Source organism: Actinomadura sp. WMMB 499 (assembly GCF_008824145.1).
GTDB lineage: Bacteria > Actinomycetota > Actinomycetes > Streptosporangiales > Streptosporangiaceae > Spirillospora.
In genome coordinates, this window is the sequence record NZ_CP044407.1 from 2,125,802 (window position 1) to 2,141,529 (window position 15,728).

General features: G+C 69.3%; 20 protein-coding genes. 5 read left to right on the plus strand and 15 right to left on the minus strand.

What is annotated here, in order from left to right; all coding sequences use genetic code 11:
• Nucleotides 1–36: 36 nt before the first annotated feature.
• Complete coding sequence (locus F7P10_RS09305) at nucleotides 37–1,248, minus strand: family 1 glycosylhydrolase (RefSeq protein WP_151008977.1); 1,212 nt, start codon at nucleotides 1,246–1,248, stop codon at nucleotides 37–39.
• Nucleotides 1,249–1,379: 131 nt separating this feature from the next.
• Here F7P10_RS09305 and F7P10_RS09310 point away from each other — a divergent pair, with 131 nt between their 5' ends.
• Together F7P10_RS09310 and F7P10_RS09315 are read left to right on the plus strand one after the other, a co-directional pair.
• The gene (locus F7P10_RS09310; protein WP_151008978.1) at nucleotides 1,380–2,000 is read left to right on the plus strand and encodes a TetR/AcrR family transcriptional regulator; all 621 of its coding nucleotides are present in this window, start codon (nucleotides 1,380–1,382) and stop codon (nucleotides 1,998–2,000) included.
• A complete protein-coding gene (locus tag F7P10_RS09315; RefSeq protein ID WP_151008979.1) occupies nucleotides 1,997–2,974 on the plus strand; it encodes a Gfo/Idh/MocA family protein in 978 nt (325 codons plus the stop codon). Before F7P10_RS09310 ends, F7P10_RS09315 begins: the two co-directional genes overlap by 4 nt.
• On the opposite strand, the gene F7P10_RS09320 is transcribed toward F7P10_RS09315, so the two are convergent.
• Complete coding sequence (locus tag F7P10_RS09320) at nucleotides 2,971–4,248, minus strand: xanthine dehydrogenase family protein molybdopterin-binding subunit (protein WP_218040439.1); 1,278 nt, start codon at nucleotides 4,246–4,248, stop codon at nucleotides 2,971–2,973. The genes F7P10_RS09315 and F7P10_RS09320 overlap by 4 nt on opposite strands.
• A 262-nt stretch (nucleotides 4,249–4,510) precedes the next feature.
• On the opposite strand from F7P10_RS09320, the gene F7P10_RS09325 reads away from it, so the two are divergent.
• Nucleotides 4,511–5,110: a TetR/AcrR family transcriptional regulator gene (locus F7P10_RS09325; RefSeq protein ID WP_151008981.1), complete on the plus strand. Its 600-nt coding sequence runs from the start codon at nucleotides 4,511–4,513 to the stop codon at nucleotides 5,108–5,110.
• Nucleotides 5,111–5,209: 99 nt separating this feature from the next.
• On the opposite strand, the gene F7P10_RS09330 is transcribed toward F7P10_RS09325, so the two are convergent.
• The 3 genes from F7P10_RS09330 to F7P10_RS44135 are packed head-to-tail and all read right to left on the minus strand — an operon-like array spanning nucleotide 5,210 to nucleotide 6,323.
• Entirely contained in the window at nucleotides 5,210–5,665 is a 456-nt protein-coding gene (locus F7P10_RS09330; protein ID WP_218040440.1) for an aldehyde dehydrogenase, read from the minus strand.
• The gene (locus tag F7P10_RS44130; protein WP_254716745.1) at nucleotides 5,623–6,072 is read right to left on the minus strand and encodes an SDR family oxidoreductase; all 450 of its coding nucleotides are present in this window, start codon (nucleotides 6,070–6,072) and stop codon (nucleotides 5,623–5,625) included. Before F7P10_RS44130 ends, F7P10_RS09330 begins: the two co-directional genes overlap by 43 nt.
• Nucleotides 5,973–6,323 carry an SDR family NAD(P)-dependent oxidoreductase gene (locus F7P10_RS44135; RefSeq protein ID WP_254716512.1) on the minus strand — a complete coding sequence of 117 codons (351 nt, stop codon included), beginning with the start codon at nucleotides 6,321–6,323 and terminating at the stop codon, nucleotides 5,973–5,975. Before F7P10_RS44135 ends, F7P10_RS44130 begins: the two co-directional genes overlap by 100 nt.
• 139 nt (nucleotides 6,324–6,462) lie before the next feature.
• Here F7P10_RS44135 and F7P10_RS44140 point away from each other — a divergent pair, with 139 nt between their 5' ends.
• The gene (locus F7P10_RS44140) at nucleotides 6,463–6,681 is read left to right on the plus strand and encodes an SDR family oxidoreductase (RefSeq protein ID WP_254716513.1); all 219 of its coding nucleotides are present in this window, start codon (nucleotides 6,463–6,465) and stop codon (nucleotides 6,679–6,681) included.
• An 82-nt stretch (nucleotides 6,682–6,763) separates the two neighbouring features.
• Nucleotides 6,764–7,369, plus strand: a complete 606-nt coding sequence (locus F7P10_RS09345) for a bifunctional 2-polyprenyl-6-hydroxyphenol methylase/3-demethylubiquinol 3-O-methyltransferase UbiG (protein WP_151008982.1) — start codon at nucleotides 6,764–6,766, stop codon at nucleotides 7,367–7,369.
• 247 nt (nucleotides 7,370–7,616) lie between these two features.
• Here F7P10_RS09345 and F7P10_RS09350 read toward each other — a convergent pair whose 3' ends face one another.
• From F7P10_RS09350 to F7P10_RS09395, 10 genes are all read right to left on the minus strand, one after another.
• Nucleotides 7,617–7,976 carry a hypothetical protein gene (locus tag F7P10_RS09350; RefSeq protein WP_151008983.1) on the minus strand — a complete coding sequence of 120 codons (360 nt, stop codon included), beginning with the start codon at nucleotides 7,974–7,976 and terminating at the stop codon, nucleotides 7,617–7,619.
• Nucleotides 7,977–8,126: 150 nt separating this feature from the next.
• Entirely contained in the window at nucleotides 8,127–8,648 is a 522-nt protein-coding gene (locus F7P10_RS09355; RefSeq protein ID WP_176611369.1) for a DoxX family protein, read from the minus strand.
• Nucleotides 8,649–9,055: 407 nt separating this feature from the next.
• Nucleotides 9,056–9,799, minus strand: a complete 744-nt coding sequence (locus F7P10_RS09360) for a dienelactone hydrolase family protein (protein ID WP_151008985.1) — start codon at nucleotides 9,797–9,799, stop codon at nucleotides 9,056–9,058.
• Entirely contained in the window at nucleotides 9,783–10,763 is a 981-nt protein-coding gene (gene dapA / locus F7P10_RS09365) for a 4-hydroxy-tetrahydrodipicolinate synthase (RefSeq protein WP_218040441.1), read from the minus strand. The genes F7P10_RS09360 and dapA overlap by 17 nt, the downstream gene beginning before the upstream one ends.
• A complete protein-coding gene (locus F7P10_RS09370) occupies nucleotides 10,760–11,881 on the minus strand; it encodes a cupin domain-containing protein (RefSeq protein ID WP_151008986.1) in 1,122 nt (373 codons plus the stop codon). The genes dapA and F7P10_RS09370 overlap by 4 nt, the downstream gene beginning before the upstream one ends.
• A gap of 63 nt (nucleotides 11,882–11,944) precedes the next feature.
• The gene (locus F7P10_RS09375) at nucleotides 11,945–13,144 is read right to left on the minus strand and encodes an NAD(P)/FAD-dependent oxidoreductase (protein ID WP_151008987.1); all 1,200 of its coding nucleotides are present in this window, start codon (nucleotides 13,142–13,144) and stop codon (nucleotides 11,945–11,947) included.
• A gap of 5 nt (nucleotides 13,145–13,149) precedes the next feature.
• A complete protein-coding gene (locus F7P10_RS09380) occupies nucleotides 13,150–13,350 on the minus strand; it encodes a ferredoxin (protein WP_151008988.1) in 201 nt (66 codons plus the stop codon).
• The gene (locus F7P10_RS09385; protein WP_151008989.1) at nucleotides 13,347–13,949 is read right to left on the minus strand and encodes a hypothetical protein; all 603 of its coding nucleotides are present in this window, start codon (nucleotides 13,947–13,949) and stop codon (nucleotides 13,347–13,349) included. The genes F7P10_RS09380 and F7P10_RS09385 overlap by 4 nt, the downstream gene beginning before the upstream one ends.
• Nucleotides 13,946–14,689, minus strand: a complete 744-nt coding sequence (locus F7P10_RS09390) for a hypothetical protein (protein WP_151008990.1) — start codon at nucleotides 14,687–14,689, stop codon at nucleotides 13,946–13,948. The genes F7P10_RS09385 and F7P10_RS09390 overlap by 4 nt, the downstream gene beginning before the upstream one ends.
• Nucleotides 14,690–14,915: 226 nt before the next feature.
• On the minus strand, nucleotides 14,916–15,707 hold the full coding sequence (locus F7P10_RS09395) for an IclR family transcriptional regulator (protein WP_176611370.1): 792 nt from the start codon (nucleotides 15,705–15,707) through the stop codon (nucleotides 14,916–14,918).
• Nucleotides 15,708–15,728: the final 21 nt, after the last annotated feature.

The following is a 15,728-nucleotide window of genomic DNA, read 5'->3' on the forward strand; positions in this document are numbered from 1 at the left end:
ATGGATCACTTTCGGTCGAATGGGTGGGCGCGCTGCTCAGAGGTGCCCGCGGCGGGCGACGTCGCCGAGCCAGGCGAGGCTGGGCTTGGGATGGCGCTCGAAGGTTTCGCGATCGACGGCGATCAGTCCGAACGTCGGCTCCCAGTGGCCCCACTCGAAGTTGTCGAGGGCGCTCCAGTGGAGGTAGCCGCGGACGTCGACACCCTCCTCGACCGCGGCGAACAGGTGCCCGAGGGCCTCGGAGGTGTAGGCGATCCGGCGGGTGTCGTCGGCGGTGGCGATCCCGTTCTCGGTGACGAGGATCGGAACCCCGTCCGTGACCTTCCAGGCGTGGCGGACGGCGATGCCGATGGCGTCGGGCCGATAGGCGTTGCCCGTCAGTGTCGTGTCGGGGGTCTGCGGGTGGGGGACGATGCCGTTCTCGTCGACGTCCTGACTGGAGTACGACTGCACGCCGATGAAGTCGTCCCCGCGCGCGGCCTCCAGGTAGAGGTTCTCGCGGACGTCTTGGACTTCGCGGAGCCTTTCCTCGCAGCCGGGCCGGGCGACGAGCGCCTGCGCCGCGACCGTCCAGCCGATCTTGGCGTCGGTGCGCTTCCTCAGGATCTCCCGTGCGGCGTGGTGGGCCTCGGCCAGGCGCCGGCCGATCTCCGGGTCGGGGTCGGGCAGCACCGGGCGGGCCGCCCCCTCCACGGTGGGGCTCATCCACTTCTTGACGTCCTCGCCCGTGGCCATCGCGGCCTTGGCCATGCGGGTCATCCCCACCATGAGGGCGAGCATGTTCGGCTCGTTGACGGTGCAGACCCACTCGACGCCCTCGAGGATCTCCGTGACCCTGCGGACGTACTTCTCGAACCGCTCGATCCCGTCCGCGGCCATCCACCCGTCGCCTTCGGAGAACCACCGGGGGTGGGTGAAGTGGTGCAGGGTGACGACGGGCTTGAGCCCGAGGTCGAGCGCGGTGTCGATCATGCGGCGGTAGTGTGCGAGTTCGGCGCGGGAGAAGTGCCCCGGGGAAGGCTCGACGCGGGCCCACTCGATGCCGAAGCGGTAGGAGTTGAGCCCTGCCTCGGCCAGCAGCCGCATGTCCTCGGCGTAGCGGTGGTAGCTGTCGATCGCGTCGCCGCTGCGCTCCATACCGGGCATGAGCTCCTCGCGAAGCCACCAGTCGCTGTTGACGTTGTTGCCCTCGATCTGGTGCGGCGCGGTGGCGGCTCCCCAGAGGAAGCCGGGAACGAGTCGGGTCATTCGAAAGATCCTTGTATCGGAGCGAGCGCACGAGCGGAGGCCCGTCCGCAGTCCCGGCGGTGCGGCTGCCCGGGCGCTATCATGAAAACCGAAACGCGCTGCTATTTTCAAGAGACGAAGGCGAGAAACCCATGACGCCAGCGGCGACACGCGGCCCGTACGCGAAATCGGCGCAGGTCAAGCAACGGATCCTGGAAGCCTGCATCGACACCTTCGGGGAGACCGGCTTCTACGGAGCCACGATGAAGGACATCGCCCAGCGCGCCGGGATCAGCCACACCGGGCTCCTGCACCACTTCCCGCGCAAGGAGGACGTGCTCGCCGCCGTCCTGGAACTGCGGGACGAACGCGGCCTCCGGTACCTGGAGTCGGTCAGCGCGCTCGCCCCCGAGGAGGACCCGCTGAAGGCGCTCCGGGGGATGCTCGCCATCGTCGTCGACAACGAACTTCGCCCGGGCCTCATGGAACTGCACTGCGTCATGTCAGGCGAGGCGACCTCCGCGCGACATCCCGCGCACGCCTACTACACCGAGCGGTACCGCATGTTGCGCGAGTTCTACGCGAACATCTTCACCGCCCTGGCCGAGGGCGGCGAACTGCACACCGACATCGAACCGGAGGCACTCGCCACGATGACCATCTCCCTGCTCAACGGCCTCCAGGCCCAATGGCTCTACGACCGCGAGACGGTACGGATCGAGGCGTCGCTCCGCGCGTTCCTCACCTCCTACATTCCGGGCCTCGCCCGATGAACGTCACCATCGGCGTCCTCGGCGCCGCTCGCACGGTCAAGTCCGCCCTCCTCGATCCGGCGTGGGAGGTGGGCGGCGTCACCGTCACGGCCGTCGCCGCTCGTGCCCCTGAGCGAGCAAGAGCCTTCGCCGACGAGCACGGCATTCCGCGCGTGCTCGGTTCCTACGACGACGTCCTGAACGATCCGGACATCAGCGCCGTCTACGTCCCCACACCCGCCGCGCTGCACGGCCGCTGGACTCGCCGGGCGATCGCCGCGGGCAAGCACGTCCTGTGCGAGAAGCCGTTCGCCGCGAACGCCGGCGAGGCTGCCGAGATCGCGGAAGTGGCCCGGGCCGACGACCTGGTCGTAATGGAGGCCTTCCACTCCCGGCACCACCCGATGTGGGCGCGGATGGCCGCGATCCTCCGGTCCGGGACGATCGGCCCCGTGCGCACGGCGCGGGCCGCGTTCACGGTGCCGCACCCCGACCCGTCCGACATCCGCTGGCAGCGGGAACTGGGCGGCGGCGCCCTCATGGACCTCGGCGTCTACCCGGTGCATCTGCTGCGCTTCCTCTTCGGTGAACCCCAAGTCGAGGAGGCGCGAGCCCGTGACGTCGACGGCGTCGACGCCTCGATGACCGCCGCCCTCGCCTTCCCCGGCGCGGTCACCGGCGAGGTCGTCGCCGGCATGCGGGAGGAGGACGGCTACGCCGCCGAACTGGAGGTCACCGGTGCGGCCGGGAGCCTGCACGTCCGCATGCCCTACCACCCGTACCTGTACGGCCTCATGACGACCACCACGGCGGCGGGCACCGTGACCGAGGAGGGCGACCGCCGCACCAGCTACGCCTTCCAGCTCGAAGCCTTCCGCGACGCCGTGCGCGACGGGCGTCCGGTGGTGACGGACGCCCGCGAGGCGACGGCGACGATGCGGGTGATCGACGCGATCTACCGGGCCGCCGGCATGTCGCCCAGAACCCCCTGTTAGCGCGCCCTGCACGAGGGCTCAGGCGTCCCGCGGCACGGCGGCGGCGGCACGCGCGGCGGCGAGGGCGAGCCAGCGGCGGCGCAGCGCGAACGCGGCGGACTTGGGCCGCCGGTCGCGGGTGAACACGCCCTTCTTGTTCCCGTCGACCCGGTGAACGCCGGAGACACCGGCAGCCGGGTGATCTTCACTCCGAGAGGTGCGAGCGCGTCGGCGACCGCGTTCACCACGGCGGGCGGCGCACCGATCGCGCCGCCCTCGCCGACGCCCTTGTAGCCGCCCTCGCCCGGCCCGGGGGACTCGACGTGCCCGTACTCTATGGTGGGCACTTCGGTGCTGGCCGGCAGGAGATAGTCCATGAAGGTCGTGGTGAGGGGGTTGCCGTCCTCGTCGAACGCGATCCGGGCGTCCCCGTGCTCGTGGCGTCCCTGCCCGGCCGACATGAGATTCTCCTGCCGGTACTCGATCCACTTGAGCGCGGCGGGGACCTTGCGGGCGGCCAGCAGGACGCACATGTCCTCGCGCTGCGGCACGGCCTTCTGCCCGAAGCCGCCGCCGGGGTCGCGCATCACGACCCGGATCCGGTGCTCGTCGACGCCCAGCAGGCGACTGCCGAACAGCCGCGTCTCGTGGGGTGTCTGGGTGGACGCCCAGATCGTCATCTCGCCCTCGGCCCGCGACCACTCGGCGATCAGGCCGCGCGTCTCCATCGGGACGGCCGCGTACGTCTGCTGGTGGATCGTCTCCCGTGCCACGTGGGCCGCCCGCTCGAAGACCTCCGCGAGCTCCTCCGCCGGACGTCCGCCGAACTCGCCAACGAGGTTGCCGGGGAAGCCGGGATGGACCAGCTCCTCCGACTCGTGCGCGGTGGCGTAGTCGACGACCGGCGGCAGCGCCTCGTAGTCGACGAGGACCGGCTCGGCCGCGTCCTCGGCGATGTAGCGGTCGTCGGCGACGATCAGGGCCACCGGGTCCCCGACGAAGCGCACCTCGTCCTCGTCCTCGGCCAGCGGCGGACGCGGTGCGTCCGGCACGTCCGGATTGAGGTCCCGGGCGGTGAAGACGGCGCGGACGCCCCGGAGCGCCAGCGCCTCGGAGGCCTCGATGTCGAGGACGCGGGCGCGGGGCAGCGGGCTGCGGACGAAGTGCGCATGCAGCATGCCGGGACGGACGACGTCGTCCACGAAGGTCCCGTGACCGGTCAGCAGCCGCGGGTCCTCCACCCGGGGCACCCGGGTGCCGGCGTAGCGGGCGGCGGCCGCGGGCGGCGCGCTCACCGGGCCGCCCGTACCGGGACCGCGGCGGCCGTCCCTGTCGTTCGTCCCGCACGCGGGGAGGGGGCGTTCCGTGCCATCAGGCAGCTTCTCCGTTCTTCTCGCAGGCCGAAGGTTGGAAAATAAAATGGATGACCCGTAGAACCGTCCGGGCATGGCAGATCACCAGGCGATGGCGCCGGATCACCCTTCGAGCGATGGCCGCCACATCTTGCTAAACGACTGTTTAACACTCTCCTCGGGGGACGTCAAGGAGTATGCTTAGATGACTTCATCTCGCCGCATGGGCCCAGAGAACTCCAAGACCCGATTCCTGCTGCTGGACACCGCCGAACGACTGATGCTGGAAGAGGGCTACGCCGCGGTCGGGATCCGGCGCGTGGCCAGGGAGGCCGACGTCACGCCGGCGCTCGTCCACTACTACTTCCGCACCCTGGACGACCTCTTCCTGGCCGTCATCCGCAGGCGCTCCGAACAGGAGCTGGAAACCCAGACGCGCGCCCTGGAATCCGACCGCCTCCTGCACTCCCTGTGGACCTACAACAGCCATCCCGCGGGCACGGCGCTGAACGTCGAATTCATAGCGCTGTCCAACCACCGAAAGGCGATCCGCGCCGAGTTGGTCAGTTACGCCGAAAGGGCTCGCCGACTGCAGATGGAAGCGCTCGACAGATACTTGAGGGCACGCGGAATCGATACCGAAGGATTTCCTCCGCTCGCGCTGACCACGCTCATCTCAACGATTTCCCGAGCGCTGGCGATGGAGGAGACCATGGGGCTGGCCATGGGCCACGACGAGGTCCTGGCCGTGGTCGAGGCGCACCTGCGGAAGATCGACGACGCATCGGCCCGGGCGACGGAATGATCCACAGGCCGCGGCGCTCCTCCCGTAGAGGCCCCACGTGAGGCCGCCCGACGATGGCGGCGCGCGGGCACGCGTTCCGTTCATCGCACGCACGGCATCTCACGCGCGGATGTAGACGTTCTTGGTCTGGAGGAACTCGAAGAGTCCCTCCCTGCCTCCCTCTCTCCCGGTGCCGCTCTGCTTGTAGCCGCCGAAGGGCGCACCGGGCGGCTGCCCGGAAACACCGTTGACGTGCACGCTTCCCGATTGGAAGCGGCGCACCAGGCGGTGCACGCGTGACACGTCGCGGGTCTGGAGATAGGTGCCCAGCCCGTAGGGCGTCCCGTTGGCCAGCTCGACGGCCTCGTCCTCGTCGTCGAAGGGGATGATCGACAGCACCGGGCCGAAGACCTCCTGCTGGGCGACGTCGCTCAGCGGATCCACGTCGGCCAGGACGGTCGGCTCGATGTGCACCAGCATCCGGGTCGTGAGGTTGCACCCCTGTCCGGCGATGTTGAAGCAGGACCGGACCGTCAGGGCGACGGCGTCGTCCAGGTCGGCGTCCGGGAAGACCACGTTCGCCGACTTGCCTCCGAGCTCCAGGAGCAGAGCTTCTTGCAGAAACCGGCGTCGACGGGCATGGCCACGCCGGTGATGTACTTGGCGTTGTCGGAGGCGAGCAACGCGACGGCCTCGCTGATGTCGCCGGGTTCGAGCATGTCGACCGGCATCGGGTTCCGCAGGTGCGGGCCGCCGCCCTCCGGGTTCTTCTCGAGCCACTCCGTCATGCCCGGGTTGACCGCCTTCATCGTCCGCACCGCGGTCGGGTGGACCGTGTTGACCCGAATGCCGTGCGGTGCGAGCGCGTTCGCGAAGGTGCGCATCAGCCCGACCACGCCGTGCTTGGACGCCGCGTAGCCGACCCCGCCGCCCTGCGTACCGCCGAACCCCCGCAGCCCGGCCGTCGAGCTGGTGATGATGATCGAGCCGCCGCGGCCCCCTCGATCAGGTGCGGCAGGGCCGCCTTGAGCGTGTTGAACGTCCCCGAGAGATTCACGCCGACGACCGCGTCCCACTGCTCGATCTCCTCCTCGAGCGTCAGCTCGCGGAACGCCATCGGAGCGATCCCGGCGTTGGCGCAGACGATGTCGAGCCGTCCGAGCTCGGCCACGCCCGCGTTCAGCGCCGCCCGCAACGCGTGGGGGTCGCGCACGTCGGCGACGGCCGCGATCATCCGCCGCCCCCCGCTCCTCGACCAGCGCCTCGGTCTCCGCGAGCTCGTCCCGGTCGGCCATGGCGTAGCCGTTGGCCGCGATGTCCACGCAGATGCCGACGCCGATGATGTCGGCGCCCTCGCCCGCCAGCCGGATCGCGTGGCTGCGTCCCTGCCCGCGTGCCGCTCCCGTGATGAAGGCGACCTTGCCGTCCAGTTGTCCCACTGCTCCTCGACCTCCATGCCGATGCTGACCAGCCCGATCGGCCGAGGCGGCTCCCCCGACGACATCGCCCGCGTCGCCCTCTTCTGCGCCTCCGACCTCTCGAATTTCATGACGGGCAGCACGCTCCTCGCCGACGGCGGCACCACCGCCTGATGGGAGCTACCGGGGTCGGCCGCCGGCGGCGGAACGCGCACGGACGGATGCGTCGGCGCCCGCTCGGCCTATCCTGACCGTCATGAGCCGTTGGCAAGATCTGACCGGGGGCGCGTCGGGACAGGACTACGCCGCCCGCTTCGCCGCGCTGGCCCGCACCGGCCGGGACATGCACGGCGAGGCCCGTTTCTGTGCCTCGCTCGTGCCGCCCGGCGCACGCGTGCTGGACGCCGGGTGCGGCACGGGGCGGGTCGCGATCAGGCTGGCGGAGCAGGGCTACGACTGCGTCGGTGTGGACCTCGACGCGTCGATGCTGGCCGTGGCGCGGCAGCAGGCGCCCGACGTGCCCTGGTACTTGGCCGATCTGGCCACCTTCGACCCGGCGGAGCTCGGCATCACCGGGGACTTCGACCTGGTGGTGGCCGCGGGCAACGTCATGCCGCTGCTCGCCTCCGGTACCGAGGCGGCCGCGGTGGCCCGGCTGGCCGCCGTCCTGCGCCCGGGCGGACTGCTCGTCGCCGGCTTCGGACTGGACGCCGCCCACCTGCCCGTGCCGCCGAGCATCACTCTGCGGGACTACGACGCGCACTGCCGCGCGGCCGGGCTCGATCTGACCGACCGGTTCGCCACCTGGGACGCGGACCCGTACGACCGGGGCGGGTACGCGGTGAGCGTGCACCGCCGCTGAGGCGTGCCGCAGGCGCCGACGTGCGCGCCGGCGCGAGCCTGCGTGCGCCGGCGCCAGGAATGCTGCGCCCGACGTCCGCCTCCCTCCACACCCCGCCGCGCCTTGCCGAGGCGTCCTCTACCCGCGTCTCGGTGTTCACGTTCGACATCGAGCACGGACTCGGCGTCGGCCGCGCCGAGTCCGGTGCTTCCCGAGCGCGTTCGTTCGGCCCCGCGAATTGCGATCACGGCGCGGCGCCCCAGTGCCGCTACGAGCCGTGGACAGGGGACCAGAAGATCGCGACCCCGATGTCGAGGATGCCCAGTACCAGAAGGGTGGTCCACAGCCAGGTCCCGATGTGTTCACGCCGCATGTTCGCGAAGGTGAGCGCGAGGATGAGGACGCCGATGCCGAGTTTGACCGCGATCTTGGCGATGTTGATGTCACCGCCGTCCGCCTGGATCACACCGACGAGGGCGATTCCGCTGACGACGGCGACGCCGGCGCCATCTCGCACCGGCCCGTTGATCTTCTTTTCCGGCTGCGACCGCTGGGCGATCAGCCCTCCGACAAAGACGGCGAATCCGAGCGTGTGGAGCAACAGCAGGATGAGGCGGACTGCCTCCATGGGGGTTCTCCTTGGGGATTGGGTTCGCGTGGTCGGTCACGCCTGGTCCTCGTGGCGTGAGCCATCGTCGGTGTCACGGCCGGAACAGGTTCGGTCTTTCGGGCGGTGAGCAGCCCAGCCCGTGCCCAGTGCGCGGGCTGGGCACCCCGCTCAACGACGGGCCGATCCCGACCCCGCGTGCTTCGGTCCGCTGCTGTCCTGCGTCTGGGCCGGCGAGGTAGCGCGGGCCAGGAAGACGAGGTTGACGATGATCGCGGGTACCAGAGCGAGCAGAACCGGGACGAGCAGGTCCTCCGAGAGCGAGGGACCGGTGGCCAGCTGGTCCCATCGGGCGATGGCGATCGTTCCCGCGAGCGATGCCCACAGCACGGTCTCGAGAGCGGCGAGCCACTCGCGGGCACGCAGGTGGAAGCCGCTGGCCATCAGGGAGATGACGGCGATGCCGACAGCGGCCAGCGGGGTGGTCCATTCGAGTCGGTCGATGAGCCCCGGAACGATGAGGGCGACGGCCGCGGCGACCTCGCTGACGCCGATGACGATGGTCATGATCCGGGGCACCTGGTCGAAACCGACCCAGCGGTCGATGCCCCTGCCGACGATCTTGGGCACGCCGGCGGCGAAGAAGAAGAGCGCTAGGAAGCCTTGCGCGACCCAGACGGTAGTGTCCAGCACGAGTTGCTCCTTGTTCCATGGATGAGGTGGGTGCGGGTGAATAGGCCACGCTGATGGCCTTCTTGAGGGCCGTCAGATCCTCAAGGGCGTGGATCGTGAAGTGCGCGACGTCGAGGCTGCCGATGCGCAGAACACCGGTTCGCGTGCTCGCGAACACCTTCGCCGCACGGGTCCGCCCGGTCCTCGGGGATCCGGGACGGGCACTCCCGGCCATCGTCCATGACTCGGCCTCCTCCTCGAACGGGAACGCGTACCCATAAGGGAGCGACGGCGGCGGCCTGAATGTGACATCGAACCGCGAAATGTGACCTGTGTCCCACATCTGGACGAACGGCCTGCCCAGCCGGCGACCTGAATGCCACGCTCGACCAGTGAAAACTTGATCGCCGCATTTCAGGCGCATGGCTCTAGGACATATGTTCGTCCAGGAAGGTGTAGGTGCGCTTCCAGGCGGTCCCTGCGTTGAGGTGGCTGTACATCTGGGGGCGCGCGTCGCAGGCGAAAGCGTGTCCGGCCCCCGGGTACACATGCTGTTCGAAGTCGACCCCGGCGGCGGTCAGCGCCCCGTCGATCGTCCCGATCTGCTCTGCGGGGATGGTGGGATCCCGGTCCCCGACATGCAGCAGCATCGGCGCGGTGATCGACACGGCACGGTCGATCACGGCGTGCGGCCCGGCGGCGATCCCCGGCCCGTAGAACACCACGGTGCCCGCCAGTCCAGGATGGGCGGTGGCGGCGGTGAAGGCGGCCCGGCCACCGAAGCAGAACCCCATGACGGAGACCCGATCGATCCCCTCGGCGGTTCTGACGTGTTCCAGCACCGCGCCCACATCGGTGTTGATCTCGTCCGGTCCAAGGGCGCCGATCTCCGCCATGGCCTGCTCGCGCCGGTCGTAACCGAGCGTGCCGACGCCGGAGCGGTGGAACATGTCCGGGGCCAGGGCCAGATGGCCACGGCCGGCCAGCCGCCGGGTGACGTCCCGGATGTGGTCGTTGACGCCGAACGCCTCCTGAATCACGATCACCGCGCCTCTCGCGGGCGCCTTCGGCCGGGCCGTGTACACCTGCATTGGGCCGTCTCTCGTGAGCAGTCTCAGCACCGAGGTACCGCTTGAAACGGTCGATGGAATGGGGTCATGCGAAGCGCTCATCAGCGTTCTTTCTCTCGCCCTTTCCCGGACTCCTCACCGGAAGACGTGTCAGCGGGCGCAGCCTGGGGACCAAGGCGTCGAGCCGGGAACCCAGCTCGGGATCGGCGGGCATCATGGGCAGCCGGTGTTCGTTGTCGGCCAGCGTGCCCAGCACCTTCATCAGGTATTTGATCGGAATGGGATTGGTGTCCCAGAAGACCGCCTGATTGAGGGGGAACAGCTCATAGTGCAGCCGCCTGGCTTCCATCAGGTCGCCGTCGGCCACGGCGCGGCAAAGCCGACTGATCGACGCGGGCGCCAGGTTGCCGACCGCGTTCATCAGGCCGGCCGCACCCAGCGCCAGCATAGGGAACGACAGTTCCTCGAGACCGCAGAACAGCCGGAACCCCGGCCCCAGTTCGGTCAGCAGATCGGTGGCCCAGCCCAGGTCGGTGGAGGCATGCTTCACCCCGACGACGTTCGGCGCGCGCCGTACCGCCTCGGCCAAGCTGGGCACCGACAGGGATACCGAGCTGCGCCCTGGAATGTGATAAATCAGCACTGGCAGCGTCGTCTCACCAGCGATTTGGACGAAGTATTCGACCATGCCCCGCTGTGGCGGCCGGATGTAGTACGGGGTGACTACCAGTACCGCCGTCGCACCCGCTTTCTGCGCCCGCCTGGTGAGCACGGCGGTCTCGGCGTGGGACTGGCTCCCCGTGGCGGCTACCACCGAGAGCCGGTCACCGGCGGTGGCGACGGCGACCTCATAAAGCCGCACGCGCTCGTCGATGGTGAGCACGCTGGGTTCTCCGGAGGTGCCGGTGACCACGATGCCCGCCGAGCCCGCTTCGACCTGCCGATCCACGAGTCCGGCGAAGGCTTCGAAGTCCACCTCGCCGCGGCGGAACGGGGTGACCAGCGGAACGTACGAGCCGCGCAGCGCCTCCGGCGGCAGGTCGACGACTGTGATGGGGTCGCTCACAGTTCCGCCCGGTTGGTCTTCCAGCCGGTGTGGGAGCCGATCAGGATGGGCGGCCGCCGCAGGCTCTCCTGCCACAGCAGCGAGTCGTTGGCCAGGTTGAAGGGACTGTCCTGGACGGTCAGCTCGTAGACGTCGGACTCGTGGCTGGCATGGTTGTGGATCGCCCAGCCGGGTGCCGACAGCATCAGGTCGCCGGCCTTCCAGTCGTAGCGGTGGCCGCCGACCATGCTGTGCCCGCTGCCCTTGAAGTAGTAGTTGATCGCGGCCGGGGTGTGCCGGTGCGGGCGATCCACGATCCCGCCCGGCCTGATCGTCATGGTGGCGAAGAAGCTGTGGGTCGTACCGTTCGTCCGTCCGGTCGCGGGGTTGTAGAGGAGATAGAGTCGGCGGCCCCGGTACTCGGGCCCCAGCGCGTGCAGTTTGTCCAGCTCGGCCTTCACGCGCCGCCACCGCCAGATGAGGGCGGGAGACTCCTGCACCGGCGGATTGATCAGCCGCTCGTAGGCCATCAGCGCGGCGCCGTCGTCGAGTTCCACGACCTCCTCGAACGGAAACTCCTCGCCCCGCCCCTCACCGATGGGCTCGGCCGAAGCCGCGACGTGCTCACCGGGGTCGCCGTCCACGTAATGGATGTTGAGTCTCCTCAGCAGGGCCGCGTTGCTGTAGACCAGTCGAACCTGGCGCTCCTCGGTGTCGTTGGTGTGGACGTAAGTGGCCATCGAAGGGGTGTTCCATACGTCGTACCGCTCGAACGACCGCACCGCGCGCGGGCCGCCGGCCAGGATGATCGTGCCGCCGCCCTCGATGCAGAACACCACCTGCGCCGAGTTGTGCCGGATCGGCCGGGTCCGTTCACCCGGCAGCAAGACCTCGAGGGCCACCTGAATGCCCGGGGCCAAGCCCAGGCCGGAGGTGTCACGAGGGTGCACGATCAGCGATCGCCGTCCCTCGCCGGATCGGCCCGGCAGGGCCGACAACCGCTCCACCTCGGCGTCGATCTCCTCCTTGCTGATCACCAGTGGTGGCCACAGGTCGTCCGGGCCGAGCGGCTCCAGCCCTGTCCGCTCGACGAACCGGGCCCTCTCCTCGCTGGGCGTGACTCTGACTTCCGAACTCATCTCTCTTCCTTCGTTCAGACACGGCCGTTCCGCGCCCTCGAACGGCGAGCCGATCGGGACCGGTCAGCCGAAGATCTCTCCGCTCTCGACCGAGGCGAGGGCCTCGTCCCAGCGCGCCGACCGTTCGATCAGGAGCTTGCTGCGGATCAGCGGCAGGGCGTTGTCCATCGCGAACGCGCCCACCAGCCGATCGCCCCTGCGGTAGTAGGCGAGGAACTCGAACTCGCTGGAGGAACCGTTTACGACACGGATTTCGTCGGCGTCGGTCACTCCGGCGAACTGGATGCGCGTCCCGTACTGGTCGGACCAGAAGTAGTTCGACCCCGCGTAAGGCCTTCCCTGAGCGGGACCGGCCAGCAAACTGGCCGCCGCCTGGCGGCTCTGCTCGACCGCGTTGGTCCATTGCTCGGTGCGCATCCGAGTCCCGAACAGGGGGTTGAACCAGCGGACGAGGTCTCCCGCGGCGTACACGGACGGGTGTCCCGCGTTCAGGTACGCGTCGCAGACCAGCCCGTCGTCCGTCGTCAGCCCGCTGCCCGCCAGCCAGCCGGTCCGCGGTACCGCGCCGATCCCCGCCACTACGAGGTCACCCTCGAGAACCCGGCCGTCGGCCAGCCTGACGCGCCGGCCGCCCTCGACAGCCACGACCTCGGCCCCGCACACCACCCGCGTACCGTTCTCGCGATGCAGGGCCGCGCAGATCTTCCCGATCCGGGCGCCGACCACCCGGCTCAGCGGTACCGGCTCAGCCTCCACGAGCGTGGCCTCCAGGCCCAGCGCACGGGCGCTGGAGGCCACCTCCGAGCCGATGAAACCGGCACCGATGATCACCACGTGGCGGCATTCCGCCAGTCCGGCGCGCAGGGCGATGGCGTCATCGAGCGTGCGAAGCAGGTACACGCCCGTCGACGCGCCGTCCACGGTCAACGGGCGGGCCGCCGATCCCGTCGTCAGCAGCAATCCGTCGAAGGGCAGATCGCGTCCACCCGACCGGACGGTTCGGGACTTCAGGTCCAGCGCCGTGGCCGGTCGGCCCAGCCGCAGGCACACTCGCAGGTCGTCGTAGTAGTCGGCATGGCGGTAGATGGTCTCGCCGGCCGCCTTCCTCCCGATCAGCACCTCCTTGGACAGTGGCGGGCGATCGTAGGGCCCGGCCTCTTCGGCGCCGATCAGAGTGATGGAGCCGTCGAAGCCCAGGCGGCGCAGGGCCTCGGTGGCGCGCAGCCCGGCCAGGCCGGCGCCGACGATGACTATCCGCCGCATGGGCGTCACTCCGTGCCGATCAGCCTGATGGAGCCGGTCGGGCAGTTGGCGACGGCATTGTCCAGGGCTCCGGCGTCGATTCCTGCGGCGTCCTCGACCAGCAGTTCGGCCCTGCCGTCGCCGGTGAGCTTGAACGCCGTGGGCGCGAACCCGATGCAGGTCGCCGAAGCGATGCACGTGTCACGGTCCAGTTCGATCTTCTTCATGGTCTCCTCACGATTCCCGGGTGTCCTTCAGGCGGGCGGCGCCGCCGTGTCGTCGAACTGCAGAGCTTCGAGGACCTCCGCCCAGCGGTATCCCGCGATGTCCACCGAGGGTGCACGGTGTCGCAGCCACCACAGGTGCGATGCGACTTGTCGGCGTTGAACTCCCGGCAGCCGTCCAGATAGCCCTGCTGTACGGGCTGTGCCTCAGCGTCGAACTCGTACCGCCACACCTCTGTGTCGCAACGCCGGCAGAACCAGGCGATGCCTTCCAGGCCCGGGTTGATGGCCTTGAACCGAAGATGGACCGACTCCTCGTTCGGCTCGATCCGGCACGGCACCCCGGCGGGGACATAGACCATGTCCCCCACCTCCATCCGGGTGTGCCGCACACCGGTGTAACGCAGGTGAGCATCCGCCGACCCGGTGGCCTGGATGACGACCGTGTCCTTCGAGCAGATGAGGAAGAACGGCTGCGCGCCCGATCCGCGCGACATCGTCACCTGCGGATCGGCGAACGGTGGCGCGACCGGCCGCTCGTCCCAGGCACCGATCTCCTCGGCCAGGTCGAAGATGCTCTGGAACCTGCCTCGGGTGATCACGAGGCCGCCTCGGCCGGGGCGAGCCGGCCGGCCATGGCGAGTATCTCGGTGCGGCCGGAATTGATCGCCCGGTGCAGCCTCACGTAGTTGTGCCATCCCCAGGTGGCGGCCGGGAAGGGCGGACTGACGTGGCCGCACTTGCCGCATGTGCGAATGTCCTCGTCGCCGTTGAACCTGTCCACGGCCTGCACCGCCTCGTAGACCGTGGGGAAGGCCGGGTAGCGGTCGCCCTCTTGGCCGCCGTGGTCCTGCGGCCTGGTCGGGTCGGCGCTGAACACGTGCTGGAGCAAGAACTCCTGGCACTCCGGGCAGCGGATGTGAATGCCCTCGCGCTGCTCCTCAGGACCGGCGTCGGCCTCGGTCTGCCGCTGGACGATGACCTGGAACAGGTACGCGTCAGGGTTGTGCGGTTCCTTGAGGAAGGAGTTCACCCCATGGAACCTGGGGGCGACGATGAGGTACCCCGGAGGGCACATGGCCAGGTTGGACCCGAAGGTGTAGGCCACCTCTTCTTGCGAGTTCTCGTGGAAGAACTGCCCGAACTCCTCATCGGGGCGCCCGCGCATCGTGACACCGCAGGCCACCAGGTCACCTGGTCCGGAGTAGGGGAAAAGCGGAACCAGCTGGCTGTTGAGCGTCAGAGACCGCTCGTACGCGTTGACCTTGACGACTTCCTTGTCCGCCGCCGGGGGCGGGATGGCGCCCCCGGTTCCGGGAGCGGCATGCTCGGCGACACTCACGACCGACCTCCTATGTCTGTCTGACAGATCTAGATTCTGCTACACGAAGGGAACACAGGCAAGATTGATTGACTGTTCTGCAGATCTAGATTCTTCTCTACGGAACAGTCAGAACTTGGTTCGGGCATGCCCGTCTTCCGCGCCGTGGCGGCGCGGAAGACGGGGTGGAAGACGGGGAGCGGGAGACCGGGGCGGGAGACGGGGCGGGACGGAGCCTCGACGCAGATCAGGTCGCCTGCGGACCGAGCCCCTCGGCGATGCGCTCGACCGCCGCGCCCAGCCGCTCGGCCACCGTCCGGGTGTGGGCCGTCGGCATGCGGCCGAGGGGGGCCGCCACGCTGACGGCCCCGACCACACCGCGGGTGCGATCGCGGATCACCCGGGCGACCGAGCTGACCCCTTCCTCGCTCTCGGAGGCATTGACCGCGTAGCCGCGCTCGCGGACCGACTGCAGGTGCTCCTCCAGCTGGGAGCGCCGCGTGATCGTCTTGGCGGTCACGGGGGGCAGCTGCTCGCTCGGGTACAGGGCCCGAAAGGTCTGCGCGGGCAACTCGGCGAGCAGGGCCTTGCCGATGCTGGTGGAATGCGCCGGCAGCAGCCTGCCGACCCGGCTGGCCACCCGCAACGCCAGCTCGCTTTCCACCGCGTCGATGAAGCGGACGTCCGAGCCCTCCAGCACGGCCAAAGCCGTGGTCTCGCCGAGCTCGGCCGACAGCTCTTCCAGCACCGGCCGTGCCACGCTGCGGAGGTCCATTCCGCGGATGACCGACAGGCCCAGCTCGACCAGCGCGGGACCAGGGTGGTAGGTGCGGGTCCGCCGGTCCTGGGCCGCGAAGCCGTGGTAGACGAGCATGGCCATGAGCCGATGGGCACGCGATTGGGTAACCTCGAGCGCGTCGCGGACGTCGGCCAGGCGCACCTGCTCGTGGATGCCGAAGAGCTTCAGCATCTGCAAGGCCTTGTCCACTGCCTCGATCGGGTACTGCGGGCGGGGACCCGAGGGCTCTACAGTCTGCATAGCAGACATGGTAGCCACACC

Excerpts from the sequence above, each read along its gene's own strand:
- F7P10_RS09305 (WP_151008977.1), bottom strand. The coding sequence starts at position 1,248 with ATGACCCGACTCGTTCCCGGCTTCCTCTGGGGAGCCGCCACCGCGCCG.
- F7P10_RS09310 (WP_151008978.1), top strand. The coding sequence starts at position 1,380 with ATGACGCCAGCGGCGACACGCGGCCCGTACGCGAAATCGGCGCAGGTC.
- F7P10_RS09315 (WP_151008979.1), top strand. The coding sequence starts at position 1,997 with ATGAACGTCACCATCGGCGTCCTCGGCGCCGCTCGCACGGTCAAGTCC.
- F7P10_RS09325 (WP_151008981.1), top strand. The coding sequence starts at position 4,511 with ATGACTTCATCTCGCCGCATGGGCCCAGAGAACTCCAAGACCCGATTC.
- F7P10_RS44135 (WP_254716512.1), bottom strand. The coding sequence starts at position 6,323 with ATGATCGCGGCCGTCGCCGACGTGCGCGACCCCCACGCGTTGCGGGCG.
- F7P10_RS09345 (WP_151008982.1), top strand. The coding sequence starts at position 6,764 with ATGAGCCGTTGGCAAGATCTGACCGGGGGCGCGTCGGGACAGGACTAC.
- F7P10_RS09350 (WP_151008983.1), bottom strand. The coding sequence starts at position 7,976 with ATGGAGGCAGTCCGCCTCATCCTGCTGTTGCTCCACACGCTCGGATTC.
- F7P10_RS09360 (WP_151008985.1), bottom strand. The coding sequence starts at position 9,799 with ATGAGCGCTTCGCATGACCCCATTCCATCGACCGTTTCAAGCGGTACC.
- F7P10_RS09370 (WP_151008986.1), bottom strand. The coding sequence starts at position 11,881 with ATGAGTTCGGAAGTCAGAGTCACGCCCAGCGAGGAGAGGGCCCGGTTC.
- F7P10_RS09375 (WP_151008987.1), bottom strand. The coding sequence starts at position 13,144 with ATGCGGCGGATAGTCATCGTCGGCGCCGGCCTGGCCGGGCTGCGCGCC.
- F7P10_RS09380 (WP_151008988.1), bottom strand. The coding sequence starts at position 13,350 with ATGAAGAAGATCGAACTGGACCGTGACACGTGCATCGCTTCGGCGACC.
- F7P10_RS09395 (WP_176611370.1), bottom strand. The coding sequence starts at position 15,707 with ATGCAGACTGTAGAGCCCTCGGGTCCCCGCCCGCAGTACCCGATCGAG.